Raw genomic sequence first — 12,658 nt, 5'->3', positions numbered from 1 at the left:
AAACTAAGGTGTTGTAGATGATACTTGTAAAACTTTTCCATTAAAAAATTTATTACCGGTCAAGGCAAAATCATAAATATAATTTGCCATTTCACCACCAGAAATTGGGGCTTTATATCCTGGGAAAGCTTCTTCTAACATTTCTGTTTGTACTGCACCTAAGGCTAATACATTAAAAGCAATTTGTTGCTCTTTATACTCTTCGGCTAATAATTCTGATAAAGTAATTACAGCTCCTTTTGCCGAAGAATAAGCAGCTAAACCAGGAAATTTCATACTGCCTTGAATTCCGCCCATTGAGCTAATCGTAACAACGTGAGCACCTTTATTCATTTTTGTAATCAAAAGTTTTGTTAACTCTGCAACACCAAAAACATTTACCTTATAGACTTCTAAAAAATCATTAGAAGTTAATTCTGTAAAAGGTTTATTAATTAGTTTTCCAGCATTATTTATTAAAATATCTACCTGTTTCCAATTCTTGTTAATATAATCAGTTACTTTTTTTAAATCTGAATTATTAGAAATATCTACAGAAATTGTAGTTATATTCTTGTTGTTTATATTGGCAATGGGTTTTGTGTTTCTGGAAAGAGCTAATACTTGATGTCCGTTATTTGCATATTGTTGAGCTAGTTCAAAACCTATTCCTCTACTTGTACCAGTAATAACAATGTTTTTCATTTTATGATGTTTAAAGAAGCAATCTACTCAATTTTTCATACATTTAGAGATAAAATTTATTCAAATGAAAAAAATAATATTTCTTTTTTTTACGCTGTTTATCTTTCAGTATTCAATTGCTCAAACAACCTATATTCACTGCGGAAAATTGATAGATACTAAAACAGGCAAAATAGCTAAGAAAAAGACTATTGTAGTGCAAGGAAATAAAATAGTTTCTGTAGTTGATGGTTATTTAATGGTAAAAAGTAAAACAGCAAAAACAATTAACTTAAAAGACAAAGTGGTAATGCCAGGTCTTATTGATATGCATGTTCATTTAGAAATGGAATATGATAAAAAGACTAGAATAAAAAAATATATCTTAAATGAGGCTGACATTGCTTACAACTCTGTAAAATTTGCAGAATTAACTTTAAAAAATGGATTTACAACTGTAAGAGACTTAGGTGGAACAGGGGTAAATATATCTTTAAGAAATGCTATAAACGCAGGTAAAATTCCAGGGCCTAGAGTTTTTACAGCTGGAAAATCGATTGCAACTACTGGAGGTCATGCCGATCCTACAAATGGAAGCAGTAGAAAATTAATTGGCAACCCTGGACCAAAAGAAGGGGTCGTAAATTCTGTTGAAGATGCCAAAAAAGCCGTGAGACAACGATATAAAAACGGAGCAGACTGTATAAAAATTACGGCTACAGGCGGAGTTTTAAGCGTTGCGAAATCGGGAGATAATCCACAATTTACAGTAGAAGAGGTCAAAGCTATATGTGATATGGCTAAAGACTACGGAATGCATGTCGCTGCTCATGCACACGGAGATGAGGGGATGCAAAGAGCAATTATTGGAGGTGTAAAAACTATAGAGCATGGTACTTATATGAGTGATAAAACTATGGATTTAATGATTAAGTATGATGCATACTTGGTGCCTACTATTACCGCAGGGAAAGAAGTGGCTGAAAAAGCTAAAGTAAAAGGGTTTTACCCAGATATTGTTGTACCCAAAGCTTTGGTGGTTGGTCCTCAAATTCAAGGAACTTTTCGTAGAGCATATAAAAAAGGAGTTGGAATTGCCTTTGGAACAGATGCAGGTGTTTTTCCTCATGGAATTAACGGAAAAGAATTTAGATATATGGTCGAAGCCGGTATGCCAGCAATAGCAGCTATCCAATCAGCAACAATTACCAATGCTAAGATTTTAAAAATGGAAAATGAAATCGGTCAAATTCATAAAGGATTTTTAGCAGATATTATAGCAGTTAATGATGATCCTATTAAAAATATTTCTACTATGGAAAACGTGGTTTTTGTAATGAAAAACGGAATAGTTTATAAAAGGTAAAATTAGTTTTACTCTTTTTTAAAATTTACTAAACTAGAGAAGTTTAGAATTAGTGTTTTGTTCTACTCTTCTTGTTGAATTTTTATATAAAAAGAGTATTAGGTAAATGTTAGGGGCTGATATAATTATACAAGTGAGAAATAAGAATTGGGATTTGGTTTGAGGTGTTTTAGCTTTAATAATATTTACTGTGAATATTATTAAAGGAAATTCTAAAACGGCACTTTTTGGTTTTGAAATTAATTCTTGGATTTACAGAGGAATCTGGTTGATAATAGCTATTACGAACCTAAGTCAGTTTTTTATCAGAAAGCAAAAAGAAAAATAATCAAATTAGTCTTTTTTAAAGATAACATGCTGGTAAGCGCCAATATCTGGATTAGAACTTCTATCAACACCTAAAATATCTAAAGTAAATGAGGTAGTTTTAGCTTTATTAATTGCATCTGAATCTTGTCCAATAATAAAATCATTTTTTTGAGTATCTCTAAAATTTGGATTTCCGTTTAAAATAATATTTTGATAAAAGGAATTTGTAAAGTCTAATTCTGTTACATCTTTAAAATCTTCATTACTATCATTAAACTTAATTAGAGAATTACTAATATTATAATTAAACAAACCACCACCTTCAATTTTATCTAATACAAACTCAATATTATTATTTCCCCAAAAAATACAATTTGTAAAATTTGCAGCTTTTAAATCTTTTACAAAAGCAGTTTCTTTACCTTCGTCATCAGTAACTGTATAAAAATTATTAACTAAAACTGCTGGCAATTGACGTAAACTACTATTCCAATAATTTGCAAAAGTACAGTGTGTAAAATTATAAGTTCCGCCAATAGTGGCTGCTAAAGAGGTTTGTCCTGCGCTACCAATTACAATATTATGAGCTTCGATATTGGTTTCTCTTCCTAAAATTCCATAACTAGAATGATTGTAGATTTCTGTGTCTTGTAATTTTAAAGTAGGAGAATTTAAACTACCAATACTATCTACTAAAATACCAACAATAGCATTTTTAATAATGGCATGTTTAATTTCATTTTCTTTACTTCCAGCTCTCATCCAAATTGCACCCCATTGCCCTGGGATATTATCAAAACGATGTTCTAATCGATCGCCTTCAAAAGTAATTTTTTCAGATAAAGTTCCGTTTGCTTTTAAAGTGGCTTTATTGTCGATAATTAAACCAGAATTATCATGAAAATGGATGCTTGCTCCAGCCTCAATGGTTAATGTTTTATTGGCTGGTACTGCAGCAAACCCATAGATTACTGTTGGTTTTGATTTAGAAAAAGTTAACTCAGAATCGGTTAAAAAACGTCCTTTTAATGTTGTAGGTTCTCCATCCAAAGTCAAACTATCAATTTTCATTGTTATCGCATCTTTGCCTGGAAAAATAAAGTTTGCGTCTTTTACTAATGTTACTAAATCTACATCTTGAAGTCTATCTCCAGCATCAAATAAAATACGATCGGTGTATAAAGGGTTAGATATATTTGTTATGTCAACAGTTGTTTCAATGAAAATAAAAATACTGTCTTTTGCTAGAATATCGATACTGTTAAAATTTTTTCCAGGAACTCCGTCTACATTTAGTCTGTATTTAGATGAAATCCCATTTTCTAATATAATTTGTGGAATAGTAATCGAATTATTACTGCGATTGTAAACTTTTAAATTATAGGTAGCTGAACCAATATTTGTAAAAATGGTATCTAAAAAAACCGTGTCTTTAGAAAACTCTAACTGACCACTACTTAGAATAGTTTCAAAGTCTTTTCTACATGAACTTATGCTAATAAGAAAAATACACACAAGAAGTCCTAACAAATATCTCATAAAATCAATTTTGTGTAAAAATAAAACTTTTTATTAAGTTGATTATTGCCTTTCGATTAATTCAATCTCAAATAATTTGCCCCAATTTTTACCAGTAACAAAAAGTCTATTATTTTCTGTATCGTAAGCAATACCATTTAAAACTTCATCTTGAGGTTCTAATTTTTGCGTTTTTTTCATTTCTTTTTCTAGAGGTCTTAAATCTACAAGGCCTTCAACGATACCTGTCTTAGGGTCTATAATGGTAATGGTGTTTTTTTGGTATTTGTTGGCATATAATTTACCATTGATTAATTCTAATTCATTTAAATCTTTAACTGCTCTGTCTATGGTGTAAACTTGAATCGATTTCTTTTCTTTTAACGTTTCTGGGTCTAAAAACCAGATTTTGTGTGTACCGTCAGATTTTATCAATTCAGAACCGTTGTGGGTTAAACCCCAACCTTCATTACTTTTTTGGTAAGAGAATTCTTTTTCTTGTTTAAAAGTTTCCAAATTATAAATAAACCCTTTTTTAGCTTGCCATGTTAACCAATAAATTTTATTATTGAAGATGGTCATTCCTTCACCAAAATATTTTTTATCTAAATCTATTTTTTGTAAAACTTTACCTGTTTTAAGTTCTACTTTTCTAAGAGACGATTTTCCTCTTCTACCAGTAGTTTCATATAAAAAACCGTTATAATACTCTAAACCTTGCGTATATGCTTTTTTGTCGTGTGGATATTCGTTTATAATTTTATAATTGTAAACCATTGGTTTTTTATCAGCTAAAACTTCAAAAAAACTATTTTCTTTTTTGCTTTCATCGTTAAAAAATACCAAAACCGAGATTACATGCATACCAACTCCATAATCAGAAGTGTTTAATGTAAAGCTTCCGTTGATAGCAGTAATTTCTTTTCCGTTCACAAAAAACTGACTGCTTTTTACTGGTTTTCCTTCCTTTTCTTTTAGCGTTACATTAAAAGATTCATTTAATGTAACTTTCTTTTTGTGTTCTAAACTAAATTTATATTCATCCGCACAAGAAGAGAGTAAAACAATGCTCAGAAAAAAGGGTAGTATGTAAGATAAATGTTTCATTTTTGGTGTTTTGTTTTCCATAGTTCAAATAAAAACAAATTATTTATTTGTAAATTAAAAATTATAGTTAAATTTGCATCCTCAAAATAGTAAAAAACAACTATTTAGAGATTGGAGTAAAACCTTACCAACTTTACTCAGTGCAAACATAACATTAAAGTATTAAAATATTATAAAATGAAAAAAGGAATTCATCCAGAAAATTATAGAATGGTAGCATTTAAAGATATGTCTAATGGAGATGTGTTTTTAACGCGTTCTACAGCAGACACTAAAGAGACTTTAGAAGTAGATGGTGCTGAGTATCCTTTAGTAAAATTAGAGATTTCAAGAACATCTCATCCATTTTACACTGGTAAATCTAAATTAGTTGATACAGCAGGACGTATTGACAAGTTTAAAAACAAATACGCAAAATTTAAGAAGTAATTCTTTTAAATTTTTAAGAATATTGAAACCTCAACATTTATTTGTTGAGGTTTTTTATTGTCCTGAATTTATTTGAGTACCTCATAATGAATTCTACTTAATTCTATTTTTTACGGTTTCCTTTTAAGTTGTATTTTTTCGTTACAATCTTTTTTGTTCTTTCTCTTTGTTATTTGGAGTTTACGAAGTAATCTTTCAACTATAAAAATTACTGCATTTTATTAGTAATGACTTTCTATAAATAATATAAAAAAGAAATTTTCTCTGTAATCACTAACTCAACTTATCAAAAAGCTTTTTTGGTGAATTAGATACTAAAATTGTATTTTTAAATTTCTTTAAATTCAATAATAAAAATGAGAAATACCATTCTTTTAGTTCTTTTCTTAATAACCACTTTATTCGCTGTTTTAGTTTATTTTATACCACAAACAGGTACTATAATTTTGTTATCAATATCTGGTTTATTAACTCTAATTGCGGTTTATGATAGTTTACAGACGCAGCACTCTTTGTTAAGAAGCTTTCCTTTAGTAGCTCGTTTGCGCTGGGTGTTTGAAGAAGAAAGAGAAAAAATACAGCAATATTTTATAGAAGACGATTTAAACGGAACTCCAATTAATAGAGAGAAAAGGAGTATTGTGTATCAGCGTTCTAAATTAGAAAAAGAAACTATTCCGTTCGGAACACAACATAATGTGTATGCGAAAGGATATGAATTTGTAAAGCATTCAATTTTTCCTAAAGATTATCATACTATAAAAGGAGAAGCTATAGTTTTTGGTTCTGATAAATGTACTCAGAAGTACCAAAGTTCTATCATAAATATTTCTGCAATGTCTTTTGGTTCTCTAAGTAGCAATGCAATTATGGCATTAAATCAAGGAGCAAAAATGGCAAATTTTGCTCATAATACTGGAGAAGGAGGTATTTCGCCCTATCATTTACAAGGTGGAGATTTAATTTTTCAAGTAGGTACAGGTTATTTTGGTGCAGGAAAAACTGTTAATGGGAAACGGGTTTTTAATGATGAAATTTTTAAAGAAAATGCCATTCGTCCAGAAGTGAAAATGATTGAAATTAAATTCTCACAAGGAGCAAAACCTGGTCATGGAGGTATTTTACCAGCTATGAAAAACACCCCTGAAATTGCAGCCATAAGAAAAGTAGAAGTAGGTACACAAGTTGATTCACCACCAAGTCATTCTGCATTTTCTAACTTTGAAGAAATGATTGTTTTTATTCAAAAAGTAAGAGAGTTGTCGGAAGGAAAACCAGTAGGAATTAAACTTTGTGTGGGTAATAATGATGAAATTAAACAAATGATTGAAGCTTTTGTAAAAGCCAATAATTATCCAGATTTTATAGCTGTTGATGGAGGAGAAGGTGGTACAGGAGCAGCGCCTTTAGAATTTACCAATTATATAGGTACACCTTTAATAGAAGGATTGGTTTTTGTAAATAAAATTTTACAAAAATACAAACTTAAAGAGCAGATAAAAATTATTGCTAGCGGAAAAGCTATCGACGCTTTTGATGTGGTAAAATATTTGGCTTTAGGGGCAGATGCTGTTGGAATCGCTAGAGGTTTTATGTTAAGTTTAGGATGTATTCAAGCTAGAGAATGCAATTTAGATACTTGCCCAGTTGGTGTAGCAACACAAGATGAAGATTTGGTTAAAGCTTTGGTGGTAGAAAAGAAAAATATACGTGTTAAAAACTACCATGATAAAACCATACAAGCCGTTAAAGAAATGACTGCAGCTATGGGGTTAGATTCCATAAATCAGATAGCATCTAAACATGTTTTTAGACGTAAAAAGGATGATAAAATTGTAAGTTTAGAAGAGGTTTATTATTAATTTTCGTTAACGTTTCTCGTATATGCTTTGTTGCGTTTTAGTTATGCTAAAAGTAAGCAAATTATTAAACAACATTGTGCCTGCGTATTTTTCCGAAGGAAAAATTTAGCAGCAATAAAGTTTATACAGTGATGGTAAACGTTTTATTCAATAATTTTACAATTTTTCTTAAATAATTTCTCTCCTTTTTTTTGACCTAATTCTTTCAAAATATTCCAATCTTCACAAGCTTTATTATATTCCTTTAACTTATAAAGGCAAAATGCTCTATTATATAAAGATTCAACTAATGTATGATTAGATTTAAAAGATTTAGTAAAATATTCAATAGCCTTTTTATACTCCTTATTTTCGATACTTTTAATTCCTAAACTCAAAAATTTATTTCCATTTGTAATTTGATTGTAACTAAGTCCATATAAACCAAGTGCTTGCTCAAATGAATTAGTTAAAAGTCCAACTTTGATACCATAGGATTTCTTTCCTTTTCTGTTCATAATTATCACAAAATTAATTATGATATTCTCATAATTCTCGAAGCCTTTAATGTCCCAAAGAGTGTAAGAATTATTTAAGGCATTAACTAAAATATTTTCTTGCATTGATATATTTTCAATGTCTCTGTATGTAATTTTAGTTTCAACTTTTTTATTTTTTGTATCTAATAATATTTTTCCTTTTAGTTTTAAATTAATATGTCTTTTCATTAACATATTATTTAAATATAATTTGATATTATCTTTAAATTTAGGAGTGAAAAAAAAGTTAGCAATTAACTCACTAGAATCTTTATTTAATTCTTTTTGTCTGCTTATAATACTTTGCTTTTTAATTAAATAATGTCTTTTCAGTTTATCACTTTCTACTCCTTTCATTTCCTCACTGATAACCAAACTGTCTTTTGTTAATTTTTCAATTTTATAAGCAAAATGTTTTGAGGTTATTAACTTGTTATTTTTTAGCTTATAATCAAAAGTTGCATTTCTGTAGTATTGTGCAGGGTAATAGTCTTTATAGAATTTATTTTTTTGAAAGGTCATTTCAAATTGCTTTATATAACCTTTATAGATAGCTATTAATCTACTTCCATCTTTCATTTCAGTCTTGATTTTCACCCAGTTTCCTAAAAATTCCTCTTTTTTAATTTTTTTTTGACAGAAAAAATTAGTTGAAATAAGTAAAAATGATATTAATAAATAGACAAAATGTAATTTCATTTCTTAATTTTTATCAACTAGTTACGGATATGCCGAGTTTAAATTCGTTATATCCATAGTTAACGAAGTTAATGATTTTAAATTACAAAATCAATACGTATAAGTAGTCGTTTTCATAAAAAAACCATCTCAAAAAATGAGATGGTTTAAATTAATTAAAGACATTATGTGTCTTACATATAATCTTCTATAGGGTTACAAGAACAGATTAAATTTCGGTCTCCAAAAGCATCATCCACTCTACGAACAGAAGGCCAAAATTTATTGTCTGCGATATAATCTAAAGGAAAAGCAGCTTGTTTTCTAGTGTAAGGTAAATCCCATTCGTCTGCTGTTAACATTGCTTGCGTATGAGGTGAATTTTTTAAAGGATTGTTAGTTTCTTCTTTGGTAGCTGCTTCTATTTCTTTTCTAATAGAAATCATTGCGTCACAAAAACGATCTAATTCTGCTAAACTTTCAGACTCGGTAGGTTCTATCATCATAGTTCCTCCTACAGGGAAAGAAACTGTTGGTGCGTGAAATCCGTAATCCATTAAACGTTTTGCTATATCTACTACTTCTATTCCTTTTTGCTTAAAATTACGACAGTCAATTATCATTTCGTGTGCAGCACGTCCTTTTTCGCCTGTGTATAAAGTATCATAATGACCTTGTAAACGCTCTTTGATGTAATTGGCATTTAAAATGGCATTCTTAGTAGCGTTTGTTAATCCTCTAAAACCTAACATGGTAATATATCCGTAAGAAATTAAACATGCCAATGCAGAGCCCCAAGGTGCAGCTGAAATTGCAGTAATTGCATTTTCTCCGCCAGTAGCCACCACAGGATTTGTTGGTAAAAACGGAACTAATTGTGGTGCAACGCAAATAGGACCGACTCCTGGGCCCCCACCTCCGTGAGGAATGGCAAATGTCTTGTGTAAATTTAAATGACAAACATCAGCGCCAATGGTAGCAGGATTTGTTAATCCGACTTGAGCGTTCATATTAGCACCATCCATATACACTTGTCCACCATTATCATGAATAATTTTTGTAATTTCTTGAATAGCACTTTCAAAAACTCCGTGAGTAGAAGGATAGGTTACCATTAAAGCAGCTAAATTACTAGCATGTTCTTCTGCTTTTGTGCGTAAATCTTCTACATCAATGTTACCAAATTCATCTGTTTTGGTAACTACCACTTTCATGCCAGCCATAACTGCTGATGCAGGATTTGTACCATGAGCAGAAGCAGGAATCAAACAAATATTTCTATGAGAATCGTTTCTTGATTGATGATAAGCTCTAATGGTCATTAAGCCAGCAAATTCTCCTTGTGCACCAGAATTTGGTTGTAAAGATGTACCTGCAAAACCTGTGATAATATTTAGTTGATGCTCTAATTTTTGAAGGACCTTTTGATATCCTTCAGCTTGATTTAAAGGCACAAATGGATGAATGTTGCCCCATTGTGGATTGCTTAAAGGCAACATTTCTGAAGCGGCATTTAATTTCATGGTACAAGAACCTAAAGAAATCATAGAATGATTTAATGACAAATCTTTACGCTCTAGTTTTTTGATATAACGCATCATATCTGTTTCGGATTGATACGTATTGAAGATTTCGTTTTCTAAAAATGGTGTATCCCTTTGTAAGCTTTCTGGAATTGCATTTAAATCGTCGGGATTAAATGTTCTTGAAGTGAAAATTGTATCAGAAGAATCATTGTTTAATTCAATGTTATTTTTCGATTTTAGAAATCTAAAAACTTTAAAAAGTAAACTTAAATCTTTGAAAGTTGTTGCTTCATTAATGGAAACAGATATATGCTCATTATCAATATAATTAAAGTTTACTTTTGCTGATTCTGCAATCTCTTTTAATTTCAAAGCATCAACTTCTATTAATAGCGTATCAAAATATATAGAATTCAATTGCTTGAAACCTTCATGCTGAATAAAGTCAGCTAACATTTTTGTTTTATTATGAACATCATCAGCAATAAATTGTAGCCCATCTTTTCCGTGATAAACGGCATACATTCCTGCCATAACAGCCAATAAAACTTGTGCCGTACATATGTTTGAGGTTGCTTTTTCGCGTTTAATGTGTTGCTCACGTGTTTGTAAAGCCATACGTAAAGCACGTTCTCCATTTTTATCTTTGGTAACTCCAATGATACGCCCAGGAATACTTCTTTTGTATTTTTCTTTGGTAGCAAAATAACCTGCGTGTGGACCTCCATATCCTAAAGGAATTCCAAAGCGTTGGGTAGTTCCTACAACTACATCTACACCGAATTCAGCAGGTGCTTTTAATTTTACTAGAGATAAAATATCAGCAGCAACGGCTACTTTTATATTGTTTTCATTTGCTTTGGCAACAAAATCGTCGTAATCGTAAATCTGTCCGTGTTTTCCTGGATATTGTAAAATAGCTCCAAAAAATTCATTAGAAAAATCAAATTTTTGATGATTGCCTATTACTAGTTCAATTCCGATTGGAATAGCGCGTGTTTGTAACACAGATAAAGTTTGAGGTAAAATTTCTTCGGAAACAAAAAACTTACAAATACCCGATTTTTTTTGTGTTCTTTCTCTTACATCAAACAACAAAGCCATTGCTTCTGCTGCTGCTGTAGATTCATCTAATAAAGAAGCATTTGCGAGTTCCATTCCTGTTAAATCACAAACCATGGTTTGGTAATTTAACAAAGCTTCTAAACGACCTTGTGCAATTTCTGCTTGATAAGGTGTATAAGCAGTATACCAACCTGGATTTTCTAGTATATTACGTTGAATTACGCTAGGTACAATAGCTTCATGATATCCTAAGCCAATGTAACTTTTAAAAACTTTATTTTTTTCTGATAACTCTTTAATATGGGCTAAATATTCATATTCGCTCATTGCTGGAGCCAAATCTAAATCGTTTTTAAGCCTAATATTGTCGGGAACAGTTTCGTAAATTAACTGTTCTAAGCTTTCAGCATTTATGGTTGATAACATTTTGTCTTGTTCCTTTTTATTAGGCCCAATATGTCTAAGTTGAAACGAGTTTGTATTCATTAATAATGTTTGTTTTAGCCTTATTTCAATCGATTTAGTTGTTCTTTCAAAATAATAAATTTCATTAAAAATTTTGCGCAACAAAAATACGTAATAAAAGAAATATCTACAGATTGTTTTCGAGTAAAACAATGTTAATTATTAACTAAAAAACAATGTTATGAACATAAATTCTATTTTTGTGAAATGAAGATGTTTAAATTGATTTTTAATTTTTATATAAATGCAAGCATTCATGTTGCTTTCGGTGTCTATGCTTTTTTAAGAATTACTGAGTTATATTACGATTTACCAAATAACCAAATCCTAAACTATTTTGTTTTTTTTGGCACTATTACCGGATATAATTTTGTGAAGTATGCTGGTGTTGCTAAATTACATCATAGAAGTTTAACAAAAGATTTGAAAATCATACAAATCTTTTCTCTTTTTGCATTTTTAGCATTGTGCTATTTTGCATATCAAGTACCAAGAGAAACTTTGTTTTTAACAATTCCTTTTTGTTTGTTAACAGTTTTATATGCTGTTCCTTTTTTAAGCGGATTTGAAAAAAGTCTAAGACAAATTAGCTATTTAAAGATTGTGGTAGTTGCTTTAGTGTGGGCAGCATTTACAGTGCTAATTCCTTTTGTTGATGCTGATAAAGAAATTAATACAAATATTGTATTAATGTTGCTACAACGCTTTTTAATTGTAGTAATTTTAATATTACCATTTGATATTAGAGATGTTCAATTCGATGCGATTTCATTACAGACCATTCCAAAAAAAATAGGTGTTAAAAAAACCAAAAAACTAGGATTGATTTTATTAATTATTGCATTGCTTTTAGAGTATTTTATTTCTGATTTATCAAAGGTAAAAACCCCTTTTATGCTTTTCTTTTTTATTACTATTTTATTTTTGATGAGAGCAAAAACAGTCCAATCTAAATATTATAGCTCTTTTTGGGTAGAGTTGCTACCTGTACTGTGGTGGTTGCTTCTTTTAGGATTTGATAATTTTTAAGATAAATAAGTACTTTTTTTATGCTATTTTTCGATATTTAAGATAAATAAAACAGATATCATAAAACTGTAAGTTTGCTTCTTAAATCCCTACTATATTTGTAGATTTACACACTTAAATCAA

At 30.0% G+C, this 12,658-nt stretch carries 10 protein-coding genes; 5 read left to right on the top strand and 5 right to left on the bottom strand.

Annotated elements, in window-relative coordinates:
* Positions 1 to 3: 3 nt before the first annotated feature.
* Positions 4 to 684, bottom strand: a complete 681-nt coding sequence (locus DIS07_RS01225; protein ID WP_109403397.1) for an SDR family NAD(P)-dependent oxidoreductase — start codon at positions 682 to 684, stop codon at positions 4 to 6.
* 64 nt (positions 685 to 748) lie between these two features.
* Here DIS07_RS01225 and DIS07_RS01220 point away from each other — a divergent pair, with 64 nt between their 5' ends.
* Together DIS07_RS01220 and DIS07_RS15015 are read left to right on the top strand one after the other, a co-directional pair.
* Entirely contained in the window at positions 749 to 2,029 is a 1,281-nt protein-coding gene (locus DIS07_RS01220; RefSeq protein WP_109403396.1) for a metal-dependent hydrolase family protein, read from the top strand.
* A gap of 190 nt (positions 2,030 to 2,219) precedes the next feature.
* Positions 2,220 to 2,357 (top strand): hypothetical protein, encoded by a 138-nt coding sequence (locus DIS07_RS15015; protein WP_181374499.1) that lies wholly within the window; start codon positions 2,220 to 2,222, stop codon positions 2,355 to 2,357.
* A 5-nt stretch (positions 2,358 to 2,362) separates the two neighbouring features.
* On the opposite strand, the gene DIS07_RS01215 is transcribed toward DIS07_RS15015, so the two are convergent.
* Positions 2,363 to 3,877 carry a hypothetical protein gene (locus DIS07_RS01215; RefSeq protein ID WP_109403395.1) on the bottom strand — a complete coding sequence of 505 codons (1,515 nt, stop codon included), beginning with the start codon at positions 3,875 to 3,877 and terminating at the stop codon, positions 2,363 to 2,365.
* A gap of 42 nt (positions 3,878 to 3,919) precedes the next feature.
* A complete protein-coding gene (locus tag DIS07_RS01210; protein WP_109403842.1) occupies positions 3,920 to 4,963 on the bottom strand; it encodes a glutaminyl-peptide cyclotransferase in 1,044 nt (347 codons plus the stop codon).
* Between the two features lie 177 nt (positions 4,964 to 5,140).
* Here DIS07_RS01210 and DIS07_RS01205 point away from each other — a divergent pair, with 177 nt between their 5' ends.
* Positions 5,141 to 5,392: a type B 50S ribosomal protein L31 gene (locus tag DIS07_RS01205; protein ID WP_109403394.1), complete on the top strand. Its 252-nt coding sequence runs from the start codon at positions 5,141 to 5,143 to the stop codon at positions 5,390 to 5,392.
* Positions 5,393 to 5,748: 356 nt separating this feature from the next.
* The gene (locus tag DIS07_RS01200; protein WP_109403393.1) at positions 5,749 to 7,254 is read left to right on the top strand and encodes an FMN-binding glutamate synthase family protein; all 1,506 of its coding nucleotides are present in this window, start codon (positions 5,749 to 5,751) and stop codon (positions 7,252 to 7,254) included.
* 143 nt (positions 7,255 to 7,397) lie between these two features.
* Here DIS07_RS01200 and DIS07_RS01195 read toward each other — a convergent pair whose 3' ends face one another.
* Positions 7,398 to 8,471 carry a tetratricopeptide repeat protein gene (locus tag DIS07_RS01195; RefSeq protein WP_109403392.1) on the bottom strand — a complete coding sequence of 358 codons (1,074 nt, stop codon included), beginning with the start codon at positions 8,469 to 8,471 and terminating at the stop codon, positions 7,398 to 7,400.
* A gap of 173 nt (positions 8,472 to 8,644) precedes the next feature.
* The gene (gene gcvP / locus DIS07_RS01190; RefSeq protein WP_109403841.1) at positions 8,645 to 11,527 is read right to left on the bottom strand and encodes an aminomethyl-transferring glycine dehydrogenase; all 2,883 of its coding nucleotides are present in this window, start codon (positions 11,525 to 11,527) and stop codon (positions 8,645 to 8,647) included.
* 186 nt (positions 11,528 to 11,713) lie between these two features.
* On the opposite strand from gcvP, the gene DIS07_RS01185 reads away from it, so the two are divergent.
* Entirely contained in the window at positions 11,714 to 12,535 is an 822-nt protein-coding gene (locus DIS07_RS01185) for a UbiA family prenyltransferase (protein ID WP_109403391.1), read from the top strand.
* Positions 12,536 to 12,658: the final 123 nt, after the last annotated feature.

The organism is Polaribacter aquimarinus (assembly GCF_003129485.1).
In the GTDB taxonomy this organism is placed as follows: Bacteria; Bacteroidota; Bacteroidia; order Flavobacteriales; family Flavobacteriaceae; genus Polaribacter; species Polaribacter aquimarinus.
This window is presented reverse-complemented; position numbering and strand designations above follow the sequence as displayed.